Raw genomic sequence first — 23,949 nt, forward strand, 5'->3', positions numbered from 1 at the left:
AACGATGAGTGAACGATTTGTTGGAATGACCAAGACTCAGCAAGTGCCTGCTGCGCGGATGCTGGCCGATGCCCATGCACGGTTAAGCACAAAACTCGACGCTCCGGCCAGTGCACCGTTGGAGGCCGTGCTGGGCGAGCTTGACGAGAAAGAGGCCTTTATCGACATATTGCGCCTTTTGGGTGTTGCTCTGCCGCCACGCGAGCGCGTCTGGTGGTCATGTCTGGCTGCACGTGATTATGTGGGCGAAGCGCCTGAAAACAACACACCGTCGCTGGCTGCGTCCGAGGAATGGGTGTTCCGCCCGACCGAGGAAAACCGCGAAAAAGCAGAGGAAACCATTGAGCTGGCGGACCCTGACGATGAAACGGTGAACTGCGCCATGGGCGTGCTATATTCGGAAGGGACCCTGGGAACCGGTGATTTGGCGAACATGCCAGCCCCGCCGGGTGCGGCCGAAATCCTGGCTTTTGCGATGAATGTTGTTGCGATGGATAACCATGATGGCGATTTTGACGCTTATGTACAGTTGCTGATTGATCGCGGCGTCGATATTGCTCGGGGGGGGAATGGTAAACTGGATCGCGACGCGACCGGTAATGAGGCAGAGGATTAGACATGGGATTTCCGCAAGCTCGTGTAACTGATTTGCACGCATGCACACTTCCGGCTCCGCCGCCAGCGCCACCGCCACCTGCGCCTGTGCCAATGCCAATCATGCCGCCCTGTTGTCCAACTGTTTTGGTTTCGAAACTACCAGCTGCACGCATGACAGATCTGGCTACCCCGGCATTTCCGCACCCTATCTTAAAGGGATCCGCAACGGTGTTGATCAGCAAACTTCCAGCGGCGCGTGTCACGGATACCTGCGCCTGTGGTGGCGTGATTTTGCCGCCGTGCTGCCCCACCGTTCTGGTTGGAGGATGAAGTCACACGTATGACGGTCACACTAAAATTCCAATCCACCGGTATCGTACCGGGCGACGGGCGCCCGGTATCGATGCAGGGGGGCTCATTGACCGTTGGGCGCGGCCCAGCCAACGACCTTGTATTGCCTGACCCAGAGCGGACCTTGAGCAAGAACCACTTCGTCATAGAGGACCACAACGGCAATGTTGTGATCGTGGACTTGTCGACAAATGGCACGTTCCTCAACTACTCAAAGATTCCATTAGGTCGGACTCCAACGCCCCTGAATAATGGCGATGTTCTGACTGCAGGTGGCTACGAAATGGTGCTCGAGATCGGGGCTGATCTGCCAAGCTTTGAAGAAATGATCCCGCCACCTGCGCAGCAGGCAGGCGTCTCGCCAGGGCAATCTCAGAATGCCCCTGATCCGTTGTCACTATTGGACGATGCAGCGCCCGGCGGCGATTTTCTGGATGATCTGCTGGGCGGGGATGCAAAAGGGCCGGGACAGATTGCGACGCCGGATCCAATGGATGAGCTGCTGCCGCCGCTTGATGATGACGATCCTTTCTTCGCGAAACCGAAGGACGTGCATCAGGACATGGGCGCCAGTGATCCGATGCATAATCCTTCGCCGACTGATGCATTTGCGGCACCAAAAGCCGAAGGGGGTGCAAACCTGATCCCCGATGATTGGGACGACGATCTGTTGTCGCCAGCCGGGGGATCGGCATCTGATCCGTTCGCGGCGCCTGAACCAACAAAGCCTGAACCTGCGCCGCCACCACCCGTGAAACCAATTCCGGGCGGGCAGGCTGGTGGACAACCGTCTTCAACACCCATCCCTAAACCGCCTGCGCCTGAAGCTAAGTCACCCGAGGTGCAGCCTGCTGTTCCAGCCACTGGATCAACCGAAAACCAGTTGGCGGCGCGTGCATTGCTAGAAGCACTGGAAATCGACGATTTGCGGATCGACGATACGGATTTGCCCGCCACAATGGGGCGTATGGGCCGCGTTATGCGTGTAATGATCACGGGCTTGCGGGAAATCCTTATGACCCGCACCTCGATCAAATCTGAATTCCGTATTGAGCAGACGATGATCAATGCGGGCGGGAACAATCCGCTCAAATTCTCGATCAGCCCTGAACAAGCCATTGAAGCTTTGGTCAAACCCAGGGTCAAAGGTTACCTGGCAGCCGAAGAAGCCACTGAACAAGCGCTGAACGATATCAAAGCCCATGAGGTTGCGATGGTTACCGGCATGGAAGCGGCGCTTAAAGGCGTGTTGGCCCGATTGGATCCCGAGGTTCTGGCGCAAAAAATTGAGGGTTCCGGCAAACTTGGGTCACTTTTGAAGGGTAAGAAAGCCCAGTACTGGGAAGTCTACGAGAAGATGTATGCCGATATCTCGGATCAGGCAGAGAACGATTTTCATGATCTCTTTAGCCGGGAATTCGCGCGAGCCTATAAGGAACAGCTGGAAAAGCTGAAATAACGTCCGGCTAGGGCGACAAGAGCAAGGGAGGGCAGCCATTGTCCTGGGACAGCAAAGTGCTTTGGACCGAAGGGTTGTTTCTGCAGCCCCATCATTTCCAGCAGGCTGATCGGTACACCGAAGCTTTGGTGGCTGGCTTGGCGCGGCGTGTGACACCATACGCCTGGGGCGTCAGCGCATTGGAGATTGATGACGAGGTTCTCAAAGTCGGGCAATTCGCGCTGAAATCCTGTTCGGGTCTGACTCCGGACGGGCAGGTGTTCCGAATGCCACAGGCCGAAGATCACCCGCCTGCGTTGGAAGTGCCCGAAACCATAAAGGATTGCGTTGTATACCTGACTGTCCCGCAGCGAAGACAAGGTTCGTCCGAAGTTGATTTGAGCGGTGCTGAACAATCGGTCAGCCGCCTGCGTCCGGCCGAACAGGAAATTACAGACGTGATGAGCCAGCAAAAGAAGCCGGTCACTCTGGGCGTCGGCAAGCTGAGGTTACAATTCGCTCTTGCGGTCGATGATCTGGCTGACAAGCTGGCCATTCCAATTGCCAAGATTATTGAAGTGCGACCGGACAAGGAAATCATTCTGGACCGCGGCTTCATTCCTTCGGTATTGGATGTGCGCGCCGCGCCTGCTTTGGCGGGCTTCATGAACGAGCTTGAGGGTATGTTATCCCACCGCATGCAAACTTTGGCCGGACGCTTATCCGAAGGCGGGCCAGCTAAGGGGGCGGCTGAAATTTCAGATTTCCTGTTGCTGATGGTGATCAACCGAAACCTGCCTCTGGTGCGTCATTTTGCGAATATCGAAAATGTCCATCCTGAGCACACCTACCGTGTGTGTGCAGCTTTAGCCGGTGAACTGGCGACTTTCATGAGCGCAGAGAAAGAAGCGGTTCAGTTCCCAGCCTATCAACATGATAGCCTGACGGACAGCTTTGCGCCGGTCATCCGAACTTTGCGTCAATATCTCAGCTCGGTTCTGGAACAGACTGCGATCTCAATTCCATTAGAGCCACGCAAATACGGCATCAGCGTGGGGGTGATTGCAGATCGCAAGCTGATCGGAAGCGCGGGTTTTGTGTTGGCAGTGAATGCCGATATACCGGCGGAAGATGTGCGGCGTCACTTTGCGGGGCAGGCCAAGACAGGGCCTGTCGAAGAAATCCGTCAGCTTGTAAACTCGGCTTTGCCGGGGATCACTTTGCGCCCACTGCCCGTGGCTCCGCGACAAATACCCTATCATTCGGGCGTGGTTTATTTCGAGTTGGACGCAGCCAGTCCCTATTGGAGTAAGATGACCACTTCGGGGGGCATCGCGGTCCATGTTTCTGGCCAGTATCCAGGTCTGGAGATGGAACTGTGGGCAATACGCAACCAATAGGTGTCAGTGTGACACCGAGTTGCGCAGAAATATTGATAGGCAACCCAACTGGGTCACTTTTTGAGTTGGGTGCCGTGTAGGAACAGGTCAAACGATGTCCGATAAAGATCCATTTGCCGAACCGGACGATACCGACAAAACGGTGATCCGACCCAACCCGGGCGGACGGCGTCAGGCTGGGGGTGCGCCGCAACAACCTGCGCCTCCGCCGCAACCAGCTGGATATCCAGACCCGATGCAGCAGCCAGCGGGACCTGCGATGAGTGGGCAGGCCTTTGGGGTTCCACCGACCCAACAGCAGCAGTCGCAGCCCCCTGCAGGTGGAGGGGACGATGTTGCCGTTACCGGTATGAACCGCCTGAACGCCTGTGCTGCACCTCTGTTTTCGCTTGTAAGCCGAATACGCAACCGGGCGCAGCACATGGATCCTGACAAACTGCGCCAAAGCGTTGTTGCCGAAGTTCGGAGCTTTGAAAACGCAGCCCTTCAAGCTGGTATTCCAGCGCAGACCGTCAAGATCGCACGATATGCGTTATGTGCAACGCTGGATGACGTGGTTCTGAATACGCCTTGGGGTGGGCAATCCAGTTGGGCAACGCAGTCTCTGGTTGGTACGTTTCATCGCGAAACTGTGGGCGGAGACCGGTTCTATGATCTGCTGGCGCGACTCGAACAGGACCCGGCTAACAACATCGAATTGCTCGAGTTTGTTTATATGTGCCTGTCCTTGGGATTTGAGGGCCGCTTGCGTGTTGAGCAGGGGGGGCCAGACAAGCACCTGCAGATACGTCAGGGTCTTGCGCGCATCATCCGGGGTCAACGTGGCCAGGTGGAACGTGATCTGTCACCGCATTGGACCGGAGCTGACAAACCCTATCGCGCGCTCAGCATGTGGAAACCGGTTTGGATCGCATTGGGTGTAACCGCGCTGTTGTTGATTATCGAATTTGGTGGGTTGTCCTACCTTCTGTCGAACAAGACCGAAAACTTGGTAGGGCAGATGTCGGTTATTGACGCAGGTCCGGTGACTGAGCTGCAGCGCCGCGCGCCTCCCCCTCCGCCTCCCCCTCCACAGCCGCAGGTTGAAAAGGTTGTTGAATTCTTGAAGCCCGAGATCGACGAAGGTCTTGTCGAGGTTTTCGAGAAAGGGAACACATTGATCATCCGTATCAAGGGATCGGGAATGTTTGGGTCTGGTTCGGATCACCTACAGGACAAGTTTCAGGAACCCGTTCGCCGCGTAGCGGTTGCCCTGAACGCAGAGCCCGGATCTGTAATTGTGGCGGGCCATTCCGACAATGTGCCGATCCGTTCATCCCGGTTCCCGTCCAACCTTGCGCTGTCGTTGGCGCGGGCCAAATCGGTCATGAAACAGATGTCGGGCGAGATGTCCGATCCTAATCGCCTTAGCGCTGAAGGCCGTGCAGACAGCGAACCTATAGCCGACAACTCAACCCGCGAAGGTCGGGCGACCAATCGCCGGATTGAAGTCTTGCTGGTCCAGGAGGAGAACTGATGCGGTTCCTCAGACTATTGAAGTACGTATTTCTGTCGATCTACACCGTACTTTTGTTCACAGCCACGGCCTTGTCATTGTGCCTGTATTTCTTTGGCCCGCTGATCGGTTCTGATGAGTGGCGCCCATTGGCTGGGGTGGGTACACGGCTGATCTGGTGCGGCGTCATCTACTCGATTTCTCTCATCATTGCGTTGATTGTTTTCTTTGTCCGCCGGCGCCGCGACAAGCAACTGACCGAAGAGATTACGGAATCCGTCAGCGATGGCGGTGACATGATCGATAGCGAGATCGCAGAACTGCGCGGCAAGTTGAAAACGGCTATGGCGGCTCTTCGCAAGTCAAAGAATGGGCGGCGTCATCTGAATGAGTTGCCGTGGTATGTAATGATTGGCCCACCGGGTGCGGGCAAGACCACGGCGATTGTGAATTCGGGCCTGAATTTTCCGCTTGCCGACGAAATGGGTAAAACCGCAATTGGCGGGGTAGGCGGCACGCGAAATTGCGATTGGTGGTTTACCGAAAACGCGGTTCTGATTGACACGGCCGGACGATACACCACACAAGAGAGCGATGCGCAGGTCGACAATGCGGCTTGGGTGGGCTTCTTGAATCTGCTCAAGAAGTACCGCAAACGGCAGCCGATCAACGGCGCGATGATCGCGATTTCGCTTTCGGATTTATCCCTGCAGGATGAGATCACGCAGAAAGAGCATGCCAAGGCAGTGCGCCGCCGTCTGGAAGAACTGCGCGAGAAACTCGGCGTGCGCTTCCCTGTCTATATCCTGTTCACGAAGGCCGATCTGATCGCGGGTTTTGCAGAGTTCTACGACAATCTTGGCAAGGAAGATCGCGAACAGGTCTGGGGATTTACTCTGCCACTGGATAAATCGAAATCGGAACAGTCCCCGGTGGCTGCATTTGACGACGAGTTTTCCCAGCTTTTGGGACGTCTGAACGCACAATCGCTCGAACGGATGCAGACAGAGACCGATCCGCAACGCCGGGCTTTGATTGCAGGTTTCCCGATGCAGGTCGCCTCGGTTCGTAAAGTGGCGCATGAATTCTTGACCGAAGTGTTTCAGGATAGCCGCTATCAGCATCGCCACATGCTGCGCGGGGTGTATTTCACCTCTGGTACGCAAGAGGGAACGCCGATTGACCGTTTGATGTTGGGCATGGCCCGGACATTCGGGATCGGGCGTCAGGCTATCGGTTCAGGGCAGGGGTCGGGTCGGTCCTACTTTCTAACGCGCCTGTTTGATCAGGTGATCTTCCGCGAGGCTGGTCTGGTCAGTGCAGACGACAAGGTGGAACGCCGTTACAAGATCACCAAATGGGCTTCCATGGCAGCCACCGTTATTGCCGCGATCGGTGTTGGTGCTTTGCTAGTGCGTAGTTTCATGGGCAACTCCGATCTGATCGCCGATGCGCAAGAGGGTGTGTCGGCCTATCAAGCCGCTGCCGCGACGCTGCCGCCCAGCCCGGTTGGAGATACCGATCTGGTGCCGGTTGTTCAGGCGCTTAATACGTTACGCGATCTACCTGCCAATCCAACGTTGTCTGACCCGGACCCGGAAACGCGCCTGACCTATGGGCTCTATCAGGGTGACGTAATCGGGACCCAGGCGGCGCAGACCTACCGTGCCGCGTTGAACCAACGTTTTCTGCCTCGGTTGCTGCTGCGTCTTGAGGAGCAGATGAGCGCCAATATCAACAATCCTGATGTTTTGTACGAGGCTCTCAAGGTCTATCTTATGCTGGGATTGCAGGGGCCAATGAACCCCGAATTAGTCAAGGAATGGATGAATATCGATTGGTCGGTTTCCTTCCCCGGACCCACGCGAGAGGAATTCCGCGCTGATCTGAATGACCATTTGGACGCAATGCTTGGCCAGCCAATGCAAGAAGTTGCGCTTAACGGCCCGATGGTCGATCAGATTCAAGGTATCCTCTCAGAACTGCCGCTGGCGCAACGGGTATATAACGGCATCGTTTCCAGCCCGGCTGCAACCGCATTGCCAGATTGGCGGATAACCGAAGTAGGCGGACCGGCCGTTGGCCGCGTTCTGGTGCGGTCCTCAGGCAAGCCACTGAACGATGGGATCGAGGGGATATTCACCTATAAGGGCTTTAATGATGTTTTCCTTGGCGAGGCCATCGGCGTTGCCAAACGCGTGCAGAAAGAAAGCTGGGTTCTGGGGCCGCGTGGTGAGGCGGAACAGACCGAGCAGGCATTGGCCGCGCTCAGCCGCGATGTTCTGGACCTTTATTACAACGACTATATCGCACGCTATGACGCGATGCTTGGGGATATAGACATCGTACCCATGGAAAGCCTCAGCCACGCGGTAGAGGTCACCAACGTACTGTCAGGACCAACTTCGCCTATTGTGAATGTTCTAAACGCGATTTCGGATGAGACCAAGCTGACGGAAAACCGGTCGATCTTGGGGGGGAACGAAGCCCTGAATGAGGGGCTGTCTGACGCGGCCAGTATCGAATTGCAATCTGCAACTTCGGTTCAGACGCAGATTTTGCTGGAGGCTCTGGCGAAATCCAGTGGTGCGGGATCGTCGGAACCGGTGCAAGCACCCGGGCAATATGTTGAAGATCGGTTTGACTGGTTGCATCAGTTGGTCAACCAGCAGGAAGGCCAGCCTTCGCAATTGGATCTTTTGATTGGTTCACTGACCGGTGTTTATCAGGAACTGAACAAGATGTCCTTCAGCGGCGTTTCGGGCGGCCAGACAGGTCAAGCTTTGCAGCAATTTCAGCAGGAAGCAGCCCGCATTCCCGGCCCAATGGAACGCTGGGCTGTACAAATCATCGACGGCTCGTCGGGTATCACCTCTGACAGCACCCGTTCTTCGATCAATGCGCGGTGGCAGGCGAATGTGCTTCCGTTCTGCGAACAGGTCGTCTCGGATCGCTACCCGTTTAATCGTCGTTCGGGGGCTGATGTGGCCATGGGCGATTTTGCCAGGCTGTTCGGTCCGCAAGGTCTGATCGATACGTTCTTTATCGATAACCTGGCCAAACACGTGGACATGCGCACGCGCCCATGGTCGTGGAAATCCGGTGTGAATGAAGCGGATCTCGGTATCAGCCAAGCGGTTCTGACCCAGTTCCAGAACGCTGCTGAAATCAAAGAGGCATTTTTTGCGGCCGGTCCGCAGCCGCAGATTCAATTCCAGATCATGCCGGAAGCACTTGATCCGAAGGCCAAGGGTGTAACGCTTGAGATTGACGGTCAGTCGCTGGAATTCCGCCACCGGGGTGGGTTACCGTCGCCGCTGGCTGTGACTTGGCCGGGCTCAGTCGGTTTGGCACGGGTCAGCTTTGAACCAGAAAAACGCAATATCGAAAGCGTGCTGTCGAAGGATGGGCCGTGGGCTTGGTTTCGATTGCTGGATGCGGCTGAGGTGCGGCGCACCAATGTCTCGGACCGTAAAAAGGTCATCTTTAATGTCGGTGGGCGTATCGCGATCTTCCAGCTTCAGTCTGGATCGGTCATCAACCCGTTTGCCCTGCCAGCGCTGCAAAAGTTCAGCTGCCCGAAGTCGTTCTAATGCAGCAGGCCGGATTTGGTGCTTTTGGTAAAATGCCCTCGGTCGGAGACTTTTTCCGGATCGCGGTGCCGTCGACCTTTGTTCAGCCGTGGGACACGTGGATCCAGCGCTGCATGTTGGAGACTTCGCAAGCGCTGGGGCAGGATTGGGATGCCCATTATATGTCAGCGCCGATCTGGCGGTTTTGTCTTTCGCCGGGGTTAGCCGGACCACAAAAAATGCTGGGGGTGCTGATGCCCTCGGTAGATCGTGTTGGAAGGCGCTTTCCTCTGACGCTTGCGGCGACGGTTTCCAACGAAGGTTCAGCGATTCTGGCACATTTTCGCGCCGTCGAGACTTTTCGAAAGTTGGAAGACCTAGCTCTGGCTGCGCTTGAGGACGACATGACCAAAGAAAAGCTGAGCGAAGAGCTTTCTGATCTGGTGGTGCCTGTGCAACAGCCCACCGCACCGGTCCGGTCGCTTGGCGCAACCACGATAATGACGCGAAGCGAAGTTTCTGACAGCGTGCTCCCCGATCTGGCCGCAGGATTGTTGTCACAAAACTATCGCAGCCCGAGTGTTTGGGGCACCGAAATTGGCGGGGTGCCCAGGATGATGGTCTGCGAAGGTTTACCGGATGGACCAAACATGCAAGGCTTGTTCAACCTGCACTCTGCTATGTGGACCGAGGCCAAACCAATATGAATTCAAGTCGCCGTGTCCGGTACAGCGCTCGCAGCCATGTAGGCCTTAGGCGTAAAGTCAACGAAGATGCGGTGCTGGCATTGCCAGAGGAAAGCCTGTGGATGGTGGCCGACGGGATGGGTGGGCACGAAGCAGGTGATTATGCCAGTCGATTGGTCGCCGACATGGTAGCTGCGATCCCACCGGGTCTGCCGCCTTCGGACCGCCTGACTATGTTGCGTGACGTTCTTCAAAAGGCACATACCGTGATCCGACAAGAGGCCGAAGCACGTGGCGGTGGAACCATCGGCACGACCGTAGCATGCATGATGCTGGCAAATGGCCACTTTGTTGGTCTTTGGGCCGGTGACAGTCGAATCTATCTGTTGCGTGACGGCAAGATCCAGATGTTGACCACAGATCATTCCTTAGTCGCAGAGCTTGTCTTGGCCGGGCAATTGACCTGGGACGAAGCGGAACAACATCCTCAGTCCAATGCTATCTCACGCGCCGTCGGTGTCGGCGACGAACTGGAACTGGACAAAATCCGGGGCGAGGTCCAACCGGGCGACCGATTTTTGATATGTTCAGATGGCCTAAGCAAATACGCCACATTTGCCATGCTCGAAAAAGCCCTCTCCGAAATGCCGATCGAGACAATTGCCGATCAATTGGTACAAGTCGCATTGGACGGCGGCGGAGCCGACAACATCTCGGTCATTGTGGTAGATGTTCTTTGACCTAGGAGAAGGTCGGCAATTGTGGAAGAGGCGGCGGGGACGGCAATTGCATCCCTGCAAGGCGGTCTTTTATAGGTTCAATCTCGAACGCACAGGGATCACAAGGTCCCACAGGTAGACCGCTCAGCGATTTTTTCATTTTCGCCAATGCTTGTAATGTGGGCAGGATAGGTACAGCTGGTGCCGGAACGCTCATTGACGTGGCCAGATTGATCGCGCCGCTTTGGGCGACCTGCGCGCCTTGTGTCACCTCATCCAATTTCGGAAGGGCGTCGAGTTGCATCTGTAGTCCCTGTGCTTCGAGCGGTATGGGAATGTTGAGCTGCGCCATATAACTGAGCATTGCATTGATCCGGGCAATTCCGGCTGGAGTCAGCGCATCCGGACCAAACGCCTCCTGTATCGTTGTCATGTCCTGCATTTGGTCCATCAAAGCGTTTATTTCATCCATGGATACCGGAAGGTTTGGAACCGGAATCGTCGATAACACCCCCAACTGGCTATAAAGCGCTTGCATCAGATTCGGATCAGACACGGCCGGAAGCCCCAGTGCTTGCGGTGCCGCTGCAGCCGGTGCAATGAGTGACAACTGACGCGCCAATTCAAGTTTTGGCAACGGTAAGGCAAACGGGGGCATTGTGATACGCGGCAGGTTGGCGGCGAAATTTAGTGCAGTCGAACAGGTGCCGCGGGACGTCGCTTCACCTGCCTGCATTTGCCCTTCAAAAGAATAATCCTGCCCGGACAGCGCCATGGGACAAATACCCTGCGCCCTGAGCGCCAGCGTCATTTTTGCCGCCAGTGTCAGATTCTGCATCTGGGGCCCCGGTATTTGAGGCATTGCTTGCGCTTGAGGCAAAACAGCCTTCGCTAGGCTCAGCACGGCTTGCTGAATTTCAGCAATCAAGCCGCGCGGATCAGACAAGGGCAAGCCCGTTGCGGCAAGCTTCATCATCAGCGAGATCGCACTTCCGCCATCTGTTGGCAAAACTGGCGGGAGTGCGATGTTAGGGGCATTCGCGGCCAAATTGGCCTGCATGTACATATCGGGTGTCATTGCGGGCAGCATCGCAGCCAGCTTCATGTCCGCTCGGGCCTGTGCTTTGGCTGTGCCCTGCAATCCCAGCAGCGTCGAAAGTTTCATCATCTGCTGCGGTACTGCCTGAACCGACAGATTTGCACTGGGTTTCGTCGCTGTCAAAGACGTGAGGTCGGGATTGCAGAAACACACCATGTGCCCAAAGCGCTCCGCTACTGTTCCAAGGTGGTCAATATGCGACTGTCCAAAGACATGATCTGTGTTTCCACATTTCTGTCTTGTTCGCGCAGTGCCTCAGCATATCCCGCAGCAGATTCTGTCGTAGGGCGCAGAGTGTCAAAAAGCTGATTATCTGTGTGGAGCACTATTACCTTGCTTTTGCCGAGCGTGCTGTCATCGACCTGAAAGGCAATGCCTCCATTTTCTTGGCTTTCAGGTATCGAATAGGCCACGCGAACGGAAACAGGACCGGTTTCGCCGTTTCGCAGCGCCGCCACTTCATTTTCCTGACGGGATACGTTGGGCAATAGGTGGAAGACATTTCCCGATACATCCAACACGGACACAGAAAGATATCCGTCCAGAACATCCGCTGGCAAATCTACATCAATCACAGGGTTCTGACCCACTATAAAATCGCCAGACGGGTTGGGGGCGTTGTCCTGTTCGCCGTTAAAAAATGCGATCGATATATCGCTGGACGGAGCAGATGGCAGATAGTTTTCGATCAGGCAGAGCGTTGGATTCAACACGGAAACCTGCTGAAGGTCCACTGGGCGAGCTCCCGCTAGTGCTCTGATTGCAGTTTGCAGTCCGGTCAGACTGTCCTGAGACGCCAGAGTACCACTGACGCGAATGGGTGTTTCGAGCCCGTAACCAGTGACTGGAGCGTCGATCAGGGACAGTTCGCCGCAATCGGCCAGCCCCGCCAGGATCGGACCTATCTCGGAGGCAGGCAGGAAGAGCGGCTCAAGCTCGATCTCAGCCGTGCCCTGCAACCCGGTTGGTAGACCTGCGGAATAAAGTTGTTCCAGTTCCGTATGCAGTGCTTCGTTGGTGGTCTGGCCGGTCAGTTTGGCGTCATTGCCGTTCACTACGAAACGCCATTCATCCAGATCCATGGCAGCATCAATCACGTCTGATACGGCGTTGCCCCAAGTCTCGGATATGTCGCCCGAGGCCAGAGTCAGATCGACCTCTCCCCCCTGTTCCACAATATCCCCTGTTATCATATCGCGTGTGGATTCGGATGGAACAAACCCCACGGCGCGCGCGGGTAGGCCCTCACGTTTGTCAGCGATCAGAGTATAGGGTGCCGCCACGGGGTATTGCGGCCCCAGAAATCCATCAAATACACCGCTGGTATATCCGCCGATTCCGACACCAGCGACCGCAAGCACGCCTATCACCGCCACAAGCCCGCCGCGTGGCTTTCCGGGCTGTTCGACTTGTACTGGTTCTGGCTTTGATTTGGCTGGCGTATCAGCAGGGGTAGGCTGTAATGAGGACGGGATGGGGTCAGGTGTCTTGCCTTTGGGTACAATCACCGTCGCATCGTGATCTACATCATGTCTTTGTATGGCAGCGGTATCGGATCTTGCCGAGGCAAGCGCCCGCAATACATCGCTGGCGGTTTGATACCGGTCTTCCGGATCGGGCGCGGTCATCTTGTCGAGGATCGACCTCAGCGGTTGTGGCACGCCTTCTGTATCTAACGGGAGCTTTTTGCTTTCGACAACTTCCAGCAGGTTTCGCCCTGCATCCGCCTTTTGCCCGCGAAAATTGGCCAGCAGCAGGGCGCCCAACGAATAGATATCGGTGCGCCGATCCGTCTTCCCCGACAATTGCTCGGGCGCGGCATAGGCGTATTTCCCAGCGAATTCACCCCCGACGATGGTTTCGGCCCCGGGATTGGTGTCTTTGGCAATCCCAAAGTCAATAATCACCGCCTGCGCCGGATCACCATCGCGCAGGATGATATTGTCCGGGCTCAGATCCCGATGAACGATGTTGCGCGCATGGGCGGCTTCCAGCCCCTCGCACACCCGTTTGCAGACTGTCAGCACGTCCACTGCTGACATCGGACCTTCGCTAAGCTTGTGATCGAGGCCTGGTCCGTCGACATAGTCCATCACCAGATAGACATGCCCATCGGATGTGCGGTTGTTTTCCGAGTAGCGCACCACCGCATCATGGCGGATGTCTCGTATCTCTTCCTCGCGCGTCAGAAGAACGAGATAGTCTTCGTTGCTCGAAAACTCGGCCTTCAGCACTTTCAGCGCAGCAAGCCGCCCCGAAATTTCGGAGCGTGCCCGGTATACATCAGATGTGCCGCCCCGCCCGAGGATCGCTTCGATCCGATATGTGTTATTTACCAGATCACCCGGCTGAAACAGGTCGCCTGCGCGGGATTCAGTCATGCTGCCCTCGAATTGCTATAGTGAGCTGATTATAGATCAGCCGAGGGCTTGGAATTCAACACGGCGGTTCTCATCCGCCCGCGGATTGTCCTTATTTAGTGGCTCTGCTTCACCAACTCCCAGCACCTCAAGCCGCTCATCAGCAATGCCGCAATCGCCCACCAGGAAACGTTTTACTTCCTTGGCACGCAGCAGAGACAGATTTTCATTGTATTCGGCAGAGCCTGCACTATCGGTATGACCAATAATCTGGAACACATTGACGTCTACTGATTTCATAGCATCGCAAAGCGAGGCCAACTTGGGCTTCTGATCGTCGCGCAGCGCTGCAGAGGCGAAATCGAAGCGTACTTGAATATTCACCTGATCCTCTGCCGCAACTGGCTGGTATTCGGCGGGTGCAGCCGCAACCGTTGTTTCGACAGCGGTCTCATCGGTAGTGTCTGCGCCTGTTGACGGCACAATGACCAGACCACGGGTTTTTTGCTTGTTGAATGCATCGGTGATTTCATCAGCAGTCAACTCGGTCGACTGCGACAATGATGCTTGTGCTGAGCATATAATTGCAAAGGCTGCGGCACCGATGAATTTCAAAGACGAGTATTCGGACATTTGTCTCAATCCTTCCATGTTCGAGGCGAGGTTACCTTTGGGATCAGTATGCGACAATGAAGAAAGTCACACTTGTGAACTACAATTATAAGGCAATGTCGTGACAACCTGTCTGCCCGCTTCTAAGTTAATGTCGAAAACAAGCAGGAAACAGGAAAAGCTTAGGAAATGCGCGTCGTTCCAGCGATAATACTGGGGTTATCGATCATTCTCGCCCCGGTTCTTTGGTATGTCTTCCCAATGATTTTTTCTGTTGAGGACAACTTCGAAGGACCCGCTATCGATTCTGGTGCGCGGATCGAAATCGAAATGCTCAGCCAGCAAATAGAAGATATGCGGAATCAGATTGAGCAATTGTCCTTGGAGATATCGCGCTCTCAAAGTGGTGGGCAGGTCCTGCAGCCGAATGCCGATGGTGCGGATGACTACGGATATGACAGCAGCACACCGAACGAAATCATCGACGCCTATGCGCAGGTCGTCCTGATCGCGAACCGCAATAATGTGAATCACGATCTGAAACTGGCGAGTTCGTCTTTCTTGAAAGAAACATTCGGTTTGCCGCGTGAAGATCTAACTGACAAATGCCAGTCGATGACGAACCCGAGGCTAGAGGAAAAGCTGGTTCTGGAAGAAGTCGGGCCAGTTCGTGTCCGCATGCTGAAGCCAGCGGTTGAATCTTTACGCACCGTTTTCGAGAATATTCGTCGCACCGATCCGGACCTTTACGCGCGCATCAACACCGCCGGATCGCTATGCGTGCGCCTTATTCGCGGAGCAACGGGCTCGGCCTCGGCGCATGCCTATGGGTTGGCTGTAGATCTGAATATCGATGGTGTTTTGGATACATTGGGAGATGGCAAAACACAGCTTGGGCTCACGATACTCGCTGATTTCTTCCGCGAGGAAGGTTGGGTCTGGGGGGCCGCATGGGGCCGTGAGGATTCGATGCATTTCGAAGTCAGCCGTAACAAGATTGAGGAATGGCTTGAGCAAGGATTGCTATGATTTGGTGAACAACTGAGCCTGTGTGGCAATTCCAACAGGCATCAGCCAATCTTTGATTGTTACTTGCATTTGGGCAACCAGTGGTGCTTTGCTTACGACCGTTCCGTTCTGTGAATGCGGTCGGATAACTGAAGAGGCTGTCTCGACCGATGAAATATGTTCAACGATGTTTTTTGCTTGCGGGGCTTGCAGTTGTCAGCGTCATCAGCATTGCGCAGGTCGCTCAGGCGCAGAGCGCATCCAATCTGGCACCGTCGACATTTCAACCTCAGAATCAACGTAGTACCGGGCCAGTTACGGTGGCGCGCGATCCCGGGGCGCCAGTCCCTGAAGGGGCGGATAGGCTATTTGTAACGGTTGGGCGAGTGCAGATTGAAGGCGCGTTGCCTCAGATGAATGAGGCAAACGAAGCATTTATCGAAAGGCTTACTGGTAAACGCGTCGCCGTGTCGGAAGTTTTTGCGGCGACCAACCGGTTGGAAAGCGCCTATACAAATGCCGGTTTTGTTCTAAGCCGCGTGGTACTGCCGCAACAGACGCTAAGTGATGGCGGCACCCTTCGTATCGTGGTGATTGATGGGTTTATCGAGCGGATAGACACGCAAAAAGTACCTGCGCAGGCGCGCGAACGTGTCGAGGCGATGACCCGGCCCTTAATTGGGAAACGTGGCATCAAATTGCAACAGATTGAACGCGCGCTATTGCTAGCGGGCGATACATTTGGGATTCGCCTGGCTTCAACTCTGTCCCCGGGTGATGCTGACGGCGCTACAATTTTGACTTTGGATGGACAGTTCAAGCAATACACTGGCTCTTTCGGTTTTGATAATACCTTGTCTGACGAACTGGGGCCGTTGAACTTGAGTCTGGGGCTAGAGGTCAATGGCGCGCTGAGCTTAGGTGAAACCTTCTATTTCCGTGCTGGTGGCGCGCCCGCGCGGTACTTTTCGGATGACGCAAAATATCGCATCCTCGCCGCCGGTGCAGTTTTCCCGATTGGATATGATGGCCTGACCTTCAATGCCGAATACACATCGAGCAAAGCCCGTCCGGACGCTGAACTCATTCCCAACGAGAGCGAGTTTGAACGGCTGTCTCTCAGGCTGTTTTATCCGTGGGTCCGTTCGCGACGTTACAATTTATCTTCGCAGCTTATTTTGGACCGGGTCAGCGATTCCCAAGACATTCTGATCGGCTCGTCTAAACTTCCGGTTTATGACGATGATCTCAGCGTTCTGCGAGCAACTTTGGACGGCTCTTGGACCTATGATAACGGCTCGTTCTTGCAGGCAAGTGCGATCTTATCCCGTGGGCTTGATGCTTTTGGTGCCAGTGCTTCGGTCGGGCCAGATGATGCGCCATTGTCCCGGCAAGGGGCCAGTGCTGAATTCACTAAACTTGTGCTGTCGGGTCAGTATAGCAGGCCGTTGAATGCGAACTGGTCGCTCAGTCTGAATGGCCGTGTACAGTCAAGTTTTGGTGACCCTTTGGTGACTTCCGAGCAGTTAAGTGTCGCGAGTTCCGGTGAGCTGTCCGCATTTGACGCTGGCGACTTGCGGGGTGATGATGGTTGGGTGGTGCGTGCCGAATTGGGACGCTCGCAACAGATTTTTGTGGCAAACTTTCCGCTGATATTCAAACCATACGTGTTTGGCGCATATAGTGAACTAGGGATTGAGCAACCGACCTTTTTTGAGCAAAGCACCACAAAGGCGTATGCTTATGGTCTGGGCATAGATTTGTTTACGATTGAAGACTCAACCTATCGGTCTGGGTCAGTACGAGTTGAATATGGGAGAGGTGAACGCGATGACCTTGGGGAAGACGGAAATCGGTTCAGTATCATTGCAAGTCGCCGGTTTTGAGCGCGTGATCGCCTTGCCAAGGGGTGCTCTGCTGACGGCCACTGCGTTTTTGTGGGGCACGACGGCGTTGGCGCAGTCTCTGCCAAATGGTGGCACGGTAGCCGCCGGTGATGTGACCATCTCACAACCCAGCAGTTCCGAGCTGAACATTTCTCAAGGTTCCAATTCTGCGATCGTGAATTGGAATGGGTTTTCGATTGGTTCGGGTTCGACAGTGAATATCAACCAACCGGGCCAGAACAGCGCGATCCTGAACCGGGTGACGGGCGATACGACCAGTCAAATCCATGGTCAGCTGAATGCGAACGGTCAGGTATTTCTGGTTAATCCGAATGGTATCTTCATTGGCCCCGGTGGTCATGTGAGTACATCGGGATTTGTCGCTTCGACGCTGGCCATTTCGGATGATGATTTTTTGAATGGGCGCTACCGTTTCGAAGGCGATGGCAATTCTGCCTCGGTTGAGAATGCCGGAACAATCTCGGTCGTACCTGGCGGTTACGCAGCGCTGATCGGTGGACGCGTCTCCAATTCAGGACTGATCAGGGTGCCTCTCGGCAAGGTCGGGCTGGGTGCCGGAGAGAGTGTGACACTTGATGTGTCCGGTGATGGATTTCTGCAAGTTGCTGTGCCGTCAAAAAGTGATGACGAAGTAATGGAAGCGCTTGTCTCCAATAGTGGGCGTATCGAAGCGGATGGCGGTATTGTGCATCTCAAGGTGGCCAGCGCGCGCGATGCGGCCCGTCAGGTGATCAACATGTCAGGTGTGATCGAGGCACGGTCCGTAAGTGGCGTGTCCGGTGCAGTTGTATTGGGTGGCGACGGCGGAGCGGTAGATGTCAGCGGTCGGATTGATACATCAGCTCGTGCAACGATTGTCGAAACATCACTTCGCCCTGTGCTTCGGCCTCAGGACGGTGGTTCCATTACAATTACTGGCGAAGCAATTGCCCTTGCTGGTGCGACGTTGGATGCCAGTGGTGAGGACGCTGGCGATGGCGGCTTGATCCGTGTTGGTGGCGATTACCAAGGTGGCGGCGACCTACAACGCGCCAGCACCACAACCGTGGATGCTGATTCAGTTATTTTGGCTGATGGTGGTGCCGAAGGGAATGGTGGCAGCGTTATCGTTTGGTCAGACGATTACACGTATTTTGCGGGCAGGAACTCTGCCCGCGGAGGCGATATTGCGGGTGATGGTGGTTTTGTTGAAGTTTCCGGCAAACTGACGCTGAGATACAGTGGGTTAACGGATACACGGGCACCAAATGGAAGTTGGGGAACATTGCTTTTGGACCCCAGCAATATCGATATTGCGGATTCGTCCGTCGTTCCAGACCCTGCCAATATCACAGTCTCGACGACGGGTTTGCAAAACAACTTGGAGCTGGGAGATGTCATTCTGACAACGACCGGTACCGGGTCGCAAACAGACGTGAACGGGACGATTGATCTGGGGGGGTCTGACACGCAGGTCGGAAACATCAGGATCAGATCCGCCCTGAGTTGGAGTAGCGCCTCGGATCTGACGCTGATTGCTGATAACAATGTTGAGATCAACGCGCCTGTGACTGCTTTGGATGGTGGCCTCATCATCGATGCGGATGGAACCATTACGACCAGCTCAGGTGGGGCGGTCAATGTAGGTGCGTTTTCCTTGCTGGATGGAGTTTGGCAACAGGTCGGCAGCACGATCCCGTCATTCGCAGCGGGTGATTTTAGCATCGCAGCAGGTGCAGGATTCCTGCGCGCGTTGGGTGGTAGTGGCTCAGCAGGTGATCCGTATCAATTGACTGACGTTTTCGGCCTTCAGGGTATCGGCAGTACAGGTTTCGCGGGGGATAGTTATGAGTTGGTAAACTCCATCGATGCCTCTGGCACAGCAGGATGGTCCGGAGGCTTTGACCCAATTGGTTTTTTTTCTGGCTCTTTAAACGGCAACAGATTCACCATCAGCGACTTGTTCGTTGATCAGGGTGGCGGAAGCGACGCTGCTATGTTTGGTCTGATCGATTCGGGTGGTTCAGTGTCCAACCTTTCGATCACAGGCGCGGACGTCAACGGTGCGACCGCAGCCATTCTTGCTATCAGCAACGATGGGACAATCAGTGGGGTTTCGGTTGACGGTTCGGTAACCGCCCAAGACGATGGTGGAGGGTCCTTCGCGGCTGGTTTAGTTGCCGTCAATTTCGGCACAATAGAGGACAGTTTTTCAACTGCTACGGTAGAGGCCATCTTACCAGTTGATGCCTTTAGTAGTTTCTTAGGCGCGGCTGGACTTGTTGGAACGAATGTAGGAACGATCACTCGCTCGAATAGTTCCGGAGATGTCATACTTACAAGTCAGACAGGTACAGGTACGGCAATAGGGGCCGGTCTGGTTTCAGAGAACGCCAACGTTATTTCGGATTCCTACTCAACATCGAGCATTACGGCCAATGGCATTGATGATTCTGTGACCATCGGTGGACTGGTTGCCTCAAACGACACCGACCCGGATTTTGGAACCACAGGTGCGATTGAGCGCAGCTATGCGACAGGAGCGATTTCTTCTACCGGAAGTGCTTCGACCGTGTTCGGCGGGTTGGTTGCAGAGAACGTGGGTTCTGTGACCGGGTCTTATTGGAACACCGAAACGACTGGCCAAGCCACAAGTGCCGGAGGTACTGGCCTGACGACCGCGCAACTGCAGGATACGCAATCCTTCTACGACCTGGCTTCCGCAGCGGGTTGGGATTTTACAACGACTTGGGCACCTGGAACTGGCAGTTCAAACCCTGCGAACTACACGACGTCGCCGGTCGTTTTCGCGATCCCGGATGACGTGGTCGTTGCGGAAGGCGCGACGTCGAGCGCGACGACGTCAGGCACAGTGGTTGGCGGTCCGTCTGTATTCCGGTTTGGCCCGACCTCTGACTCGCTGAGCACCTCATCGGTGTTCCGGTCGCTTGATTTTGCAAGCACCTCACCCGGTACAACATCGTTTACGCTTGGCACCAGTTCCCTAACCAGTTCAAGTGGGCAGATCTTCAGCGTTGCAGCGCTATCCGGAAGCGCGCTGATCGTGGACACAACCGATCCCGTCATCCCCGTACCTCCAACTCCGACAATCGAAATCACCCCAACGGTTGATACGACGATAACCGGAGGTGGTGGAGGCACTTCAGTCACTACAGTCGCCGACGCTGAGGCCGCTCTTGGAACTGTTGAGAACGCTTCGCAGGAGTTTGATGGCGAGATCTCATCCTGTGAAAGCAGCGGTGAAAATGTCAGTGAATATCTGGCGTGTTTGGCTGATGCGATGGATGAATATGCATCCGACCTGGATGGGATCGTGAAAGGTTTGCCACCGGGTCTGGAATCGGTGGGCGATATTATCCGCGGTGCCAGCGCTGGCATTCGCCAAGTTGGTGAAGACGCCAACCGACGTCTGGCGTTGGCCACGACAGCCGAAGAACGCGCAGCCATTCGTCGCGATGCTGTTCAACAGGCCCGGCGCGAAATTCGCCAGGCACAGCGCGAAATCCGCAAAGCCATCACATTGATAAGAGCAACCGACCCGGAACTTGTCATGATCCAGAACCAGCAGGTAGAAACGATTGTGGCGGCCGTCGGACAAGCTGAAATCGGTCTGACGCGCGCTATCGGCCTTTAGATCCGACGGAGAAACATACCTGTGTCCTTGTCCCGATTTCTTACGGTCATCGTGTTCACGTTGGTCAGTGCTTGCGCAGCTTTGGCCGACAAAAGGGTGGCGCTGGTCATCGGTAACTCCGACTACGTATCCGTGGGCTCATTGGATAATCCTATTAACGACGCCTCAGATCTGGCCATCGCGCTTGAGGGGTTAGGTTTTGATGTGTTTCTGGGCACAGACCTCACGCGCGACGAAATGCTGTCGCTGGCCGAGACTTATGGAGCGACGGCTGCTGATTCTGACGTGTCCCTGCTGTTTTATGCAGGGCATGGGTTTCAGGTGGGCGGGCGGAACTATCTGGTCCCGGTTGATGCGCAAATATCAACGCCAGAAGACATCCCCAATCAGACAGTTCCGATGGAGGAATTTGTCAGCCGCATGGAACGTTCAGACGGAATTCGTTTGGTTTTCTTAGACGCCTGTCGTGACAATCCGTTCGAAGGAACAGGCATTGATCTTGGCGGCGATGGGTTGGCACGTGTAGGCAGCGCCGCAGATTTCATGTTTGCCTATGCTACGCAACCGGACAATGTGGCTTTTGACGGTACAGGTCGGAACAGCTTCTTCACAGAGGCGCTACTAAGCCATATCTACACACCAGGTCAGGATGTTTCGGATCTGATGATCTCGGTTCGAAAGGATGTGCTGGCCTCTACCGGGGGGCGGCAGATTCCGTGGGATAACTCGTCGCTGACGCGTCAGTTCCGCTTTGACAATAGCCCGGTCACTGCGTCGGAAGAAACTTTGCTGTGGCAAGTGGCGGCGAATGCGCAGGACCCGTCGCTGATGCAACTCTATATAGATCGCTATCCAGAGGGCGCGCATGCAGGCGAAGTTTTGGCGTTTTTGGATCAGACTGGCCAGGGAGAGACACAGACCCGCGCTTTGTCTGTAGAGGATGCGGACGAGCAGTCTGAGCGGCTTTGGAAACTGGCGCAACGCAGCCGAATGCGACCACTGCTGGAATTCTATCTTGAACAATACCCGAACGGAAACCACGCAGATCAGGCCCGCCGACTGATTGCATCGATCCCACGCCCCGAGGACAGCACACCCGGCGGGATCTGCGAACGTCTGGCTACGCATCCACGGGATCGCACAGCCAGTATTCCGGGCGTGCCCTTCAGTCGGCTTCAAGATAATGCGTTGACTGCGATTCAGGCGTGTAGCGCGGCTGCTGCCCAATCACCCGATTTGTCTCATTATGTGGCGTTGCTGGCACGGGCGACGATTGCTGCAGGTGATGTGGACCGTGCTGTGACGCTGTATCAGCAAGCAGCGGCCGAGGGCGATTTGCGGGCAATGGTTTCGCTGGCTCAGTTGCACGAAAGCGGAACTGGTGTGCCACAGGACGTGAACATGGCGTTGGACTTGTACGAGCGTGCCGCCGAAGGTGGCAGTTCTGATGCAATGATCAACCTGGCCGTGACCCTGTTCGAAGGCCAAATCGTTCCGAAGGATGAAGCGCGTGCCATCGCACTATTGCAGCGTGCTGCTGAAGGCGGATCGGCGAAGGCCACGTTTAATCTTGGTGTTTTGGCGCAAGATGGTATTGCTGGCGAGCCAGCTCAAGCGCTTGAATATTTTCAGCGGGCAGCTCGGGATGGCGAATTTCAAGGCTATCTTGCGGCAGCAATCCTTTTGGATGAAGGGCGGGGTGTTGAGCGTGACCCGCTTGAAGCGGCGCGTATGCTGCTGCGCGGTGCGGCAGAAGATGACGGCGCGATCCTCAATCAATTGTCTCTGGCGTCTGACCAATGGTCGCAAGAAACAATGATGGAAGTGCAGAAACTGCTGCAGAAGGCGGGGTATTACTCCAGCACAATTGATGGCGTTGCAGGGCCAAACTTTATCTCTGCTTTGCAACAGTGGCGCAGCGGAGGGTTCGACCCTGTCATTCTGGCTGAGAACTGAATGTTTTTGATGCCTGCAATCAGTTCAGTGGGATAAACTCAATCCGACGGTTTCGGCGTTTGCCGTCTGCAGAGTCGTTGGACATCACCGGGCGACTTTCGCCATATCCCACCGTCACAAGACGATCCGAAGCAATGCCTTGGTCCACCAGATAGTTGTTTACGGCCTGAGCCCGCCGCTGGCTGAGGGCCTGATTGGCAGTCTCAGACCCATCGCTGTCGGTATGGCCGCCGATCTCGATTTTCAGGTCAGGGCAGCGGCTGACGATATCGTGCAAGTTTGTCAATAGCGGGATTGAGGCGTCTGACAGACGGGCACTGCCAGAGTTGAAATAGATGTTTCCGGTGCGCGACAAAATCTCCATTCGGCCTTCGCACGCTTCCCGGTCCATTTCGCCTTTAGTCTCCAGCGCTGCAGCCCCCGGTGCTTCTGCAACCTGCTCCAGTTGAGGCGGCGTGCCGGCCTTGGCCCGATCAAAGACGAAACCAAAACTGATAAAGCCAAAGGGCAGAATATCTACGCCTGCCGCTTCCTCTAGTTTGGCGCGGCCTTCTTCAAGATTGAAATCAGGCAGAGCAATCGCGATTGGTGTCGTATTCGCTACCGCTACGCGATCGTTGTCCACCAGCGTAATTGCGACCTGAGCAACACTGTCCTTCTTAACCCCATGCAGGGAAAGCGTGTAGGGCAGTTCAATGATCTTGTGACGCTCTTGATGTAGATTGACCAGCTTGTCAGATGGGAGCTTGGCGGTGATGACCGCTTCGGGATGGTTGAAAGTTTCAAAGAACAAAAACCGCATGCGTACGTTGCGTAGATCGATTTTGGTATCCACACTGTCCATTTGAATCCGGATTTCGGCATCGCCTTCTGGGTCGATCACGCCCGTAAGCGAGGCAAATCCACTGTGTTCGGCAACCGAATTCTTTTTTACGGACAGAAATTGAAGCTCTGACGCGTTGGCGTCCAACTCCCACCCATGTTCGAATGGATCAGTGCTTTGCGCAAATGCAGTACTTGCGAGCAGCAGGCTGGCTAAAGCAAAAGAGTATCGCCACAAGGTTGAATGTCGCATATGTGAACCACTTCCTATACGTGATACTCATATCGGAATA

16 protein-coding genes are annotated in these 23,949 nt (G+C 55.2%); 12 read left to right on the plus strand and 4 right to left on the minus strand.

Features of this window, described 5'->3' with window-relative positions:
- The first annotated feature begins 4 nt into the window (after nt 1–4).
- The 8 genes from ACR0NN_RS04855 (at nt 5) to ACR0NN_RS04890 (ending at nt 10,279) form a co-directional block, all read left to right on the plus strand.
- Nucleotides 5–616 (plus strand): DUF6931 family protein, encoded by a 612-nt coding sequence (locus ACR0NN_RS04855; protein WP_170725785.1) that lies wholly within the window; start codon nt 5–7, stop codon nt 614–616.
- A gap of 101 nt (nt 617–717) precedes the next feature.
- Nucleotides 718–927, plus strand: coding sequence for a PAAR domain-containing protein (locus ACR0NN_RS04860; RefSeq protein ID WP_480684322.1), 210 nt, complete (start codon nt 718–720; stop codon nt 925–927).
- Nucleotides 928–937: 10 nt separating this feature from the next.
- Nucleotides 938–2,407, plus strand: a complete 1,470-nt coding sequence (gene tagH, locus ACR0NN_RS04865; protein ID WP_170725790.1) for a type VI secretion system-associated FHA domain protein TagH — start codon at nt 938–940, stop codon at nt 2,405–2,407.
- A 38-nt stretch (nt 2,408–2,445) separates the two neighbouring features.
- On the plus strand, nt 2,446–3,786 hold the full coding sequence (gene tssK, locus ACR0NN_RS04870; protein WP_170725794.1) for a type VI secretion system baseplate subunit TssK: 1,341 nt from the start codon (nt 2,446–2,448) through the stop codon (nt 3,784–3,786).
- Between the two features lie 94 nt (nt 3,787–3,880).
- The gene (gene icmH / locus ACR0NN_RS04875) at nt 3,881–5,302 is read left to right on the plus strand and encodes a type IVB secretion system protein IcmH/DotU (RefSeq protein WP_170725801.1); all 1,422 of its coding nucleotides are present in this window, start codon (nt 3,881–3,883) and stop codon (nt 5,300–5,302) included.
- Nucleotides 5,302–8,874 carry a type VI secretion system membrane subunit TssM gene (gene tssM / locus ACR0NN_RS04880; protein WP_170725805.1) on the plus strand — a complete coding sequence of 1,191 codons (3,573 nt, stop codon included), beginning with the start codon at nt 5,302–5,304 and terminating at the stop codon, nt 8,872–8,874. Before icmH ends, tssM begins: the two co-directional genes overlap by 1 nt.
- Entirely contained in the window at nt 8,874–9,560 is a 687-nt protein-coding gene (gene tagF, locus ACR0NN_RS04885; protein WP_170725813.1) for a type VI secretion system-associated protein TagF, read from the plus strand. Before tssM ends, tagF begins: the two co-directional genes overlap by 1 nt.
- Nucleotides 9,557–10,279, plus strand: a complete 723-nt coding sequence (locus ACR0NN_RS04890) for a protein phosphatase 2C domain-containing protein (RefSeq protein ID WP_170725818.1) — start codon at nt 9,557–9,559, stop codon at nt 10,277–10,279. The genes tagF and ACR0NN_RS04890 overlap by 4 nt, the downstream gene beginning before the upstream one ends.
- Nucleotide 10,280: 1 nt before the next feature.
- Here the strand turns inward: ACR0NN_RS04890 and ACR0NN_RS04895 are convergent, their stop codons facing one another.
- From ACR0NN_RS04895 to ACR0NN_RS04905, 3 genes are all read right to left on the minus strand, one after another.
- Nucleotides 10,281–11,426, minus strand: a complete 1,146-nt coding sequence (locus tag ACR0NN_RS04895; protein WP_170725822.1) for a hypothetical protein — start codon at nt 11,424–11,426, stop codon at nt 10,281–10,283.
- Nucleotides 11,427–11,530: 104 nt separating this feature from the next.
- Nucleotides 11,531–13,738 carry a serine/threonine protein kinase gene (locus tag ACR0NN_RS04900; RefSeq protein WP_170725825.1) on the minus strand — a complete coding sequence of 736 codons (2,208 nt, stop codon included), beginning with the start codon at nt 13,736–13,738 and terminating at the stop codon, nt 11,531–11,533.
- 36 nt (nt 13,739–13,774) lie between these two features.
- The gene (locus tag ACR0NN_RS04905; protein ID WP_170725827.1) at nt 13,775–14,350 is read right to left on the minus strand and encodes an OmpA family protein; all 576 of its coding nucleotides are present in this window, start codon (nt 14,348–14,350) and stop codon (nt 13,775–13,777) included.
- Nucleotides 14,351–14,518: 168 nt separating this feature from the next.
- Here ACR0NN_RS04905 and ACR0NN_RS04910 point away from each other — a divergent pair, with 168 nt between their 5' ends.
- From ACR0NN_RS04910 to ACR0NN_RS04925, 4 genes are all read left to right on the plus strand, one after another.
- The gene (locus ACR0NN_RS04910) at nt 14,519–15,358 is read left to right on the plus strand and encodes a M15 family metallopeptidase (RefSeq protein WP_170725828.1); all 840 of its coding nucleotides are present in this window, start codon (nt 14,519–14,521) and stop codon (nt 15,356–15,358) included.
- Between the two features lie 149 nt (nt 15,359–15,507).
- Nucleotides 15,508–17,223 carry a ShlB/FhaC/HecB family hemolysin secretion/activation protein gene (locus tag ACR0NN_RS04915; protein ID WP_170725832.1) on the plus strand — a complete coding sequence of 572 codons (1,716 nt, stop codon included), beginning with the start codon at nt 15,508–15,510 and terminating at the stop codon, nt 17,221–17,223.
- Nucleotides 17,168–20,878, plus strand: a complete 3,711-nt coding sequence (locus ACR0NN_RS04920; protein WP_170747000.1) for a two-partner secretion domain-containing protein — start codon at nt 17,168–17,170, stop codon at nt 20,876–20,878. The genes ACR0NN_RS04915 and ACR0NN_RS04920 overlap by 56 nt, the downstream gene beginning before the upstream one ends.
- Nucleotides 20,879–20,905: 27 nt before the next feature.
- On the plus strand, nt 20,906–22,834 hold the full coding sequence (locus ACR0NN_RS04925; RefSeq protein WP_170725837.1) for a caspase family protein: 1,929 nt from the start codon (nt 20,906–20,908) through the stop codon (nt 22,832–22,834).
- A gap of 19 nt (nt 22,835–22,853) precedes the next feature.
- On the opposite strand, the gene ACR0NN_RS04930 is transcribed toward ACR0NN_RS04925, so the two are convergent.
- Nucleotides 22,854–23,909 (minus strand): OmpA family protein, encoded by a 1,056-nt coding sequence (locus ACR0NN_RS04930; RefSeq protein WP_170725842.1) that lies wholly within the window; start codon nt 23,907–23,909, stop codon nt 22,854–22,856.
- Between the last annotated feature and the right edge of the window lie 40 nt (nt 23,910–23,949).

It is taken from the genome of Ruegeria sp. BA2, assembly GCF_056539605.1.

Excerpts from the sequence above, each read along its gene's own strand:
- ACR0NN_RS04855 (WP_170725785.1), top strand. The coding sequence starts at position 5 with ATGAGTGAACGATTTGTTGGAATGACCAAGACTCAGCAAGTGCCTGCT.
- ACR0NN_RS04860 (WP_480684322.1), top strand. The coding sequence starts at position 718 with ATGCCGCCCTGTTGTCCAACTGTTTTGGTTTCGAAACTACCAGCTGCA.
- tagH (WP_170725790.1), top strand. The coding sequence starts at position 938 with ATGACGGTCACACTAAAATTCCAATCCACCGGTATCGTACCGGGCGAC.
- icmH (WP_170725801.1), top strand. The coding sequence starts at position 3,881 with ATGTCCGATAAAGATCCATTTGCCGAACCGGACGATACCGACAAAACG.
- tssM (WP_170725805.1), top strand. The coding sequence starts at position 5,302 with ATGCGGTTCCTCAGACTATTGAAGTACGTATTTCTGTCGATCTACACC.
- tagF (WP_170725813.1), top strand. The coding sequence starts at position 8,874 with ATGCAGCAGGCCGGATTTGGTGCTTTTGGTAAAATGCCCTCGGTCGGA.
- ACR0NN_RS04890 (WP_170725818.1), top strand. The coding sequence starts at position 9,557 with ATGAATTCAAGTCGCCGTGTCCGGTACAGCGCTCGCAGCCATGTAGGC.
- ACR0NN_RS04895 (WP_170725822.1), bottom strand. The coding sequence starts at position 11,426 with ATGATGAAACTTTCGACGCTGCTGGGATTGCAGGGCACAGCCAAAGCA.
- ACR0NN_RS04900 (WP_170725825.1), bottom strand. The coding sequence starts at position 13,738 with ATGACTGAATCCCGCGCAGGCGACCTGTTTCAGCCGGGTGATCTGGTA.
- ACR0NN_RS04905 (WP_170725827.1), bottom strand. The coding sequence starts at position 14,350 with ATGTCCGAATACTCGTCTTTGAAATTCATCGGTGCCGCAGCCTTTGCA.
- ACR0NN_RS04910 (WP_170725828.1), top strand. The coding sequence starts at position 14,519 with ATGCGCGTCGTTCCAGCGATAATACTGGGGTTATCGATCATTCTCGCC.
- ACR0NN_RS04915 (WP_170725832.1), top strand. The coding sequence starts at position 15,508 with ATGAAATATGTTCAACGATGTTTTTTGCTTGCGGGGCTTGCAGTTGTC.
- ACR0NN_RS04920 (WP_170747000.1), top strand. The coding sequence starts at position 17,168 with ATGACCTTGGGGAAGACGGAAATCGGTTCAGTATCATTGCAAGTCGCC.
- ACR0NN_RS04930 (WP_170725842.1), bottom strand. The coding sequence starts at position 23,909 with ATGCGACATTCAACCTTGTGGCGATACTCTTTTGCTTTAGCCAGCCTG.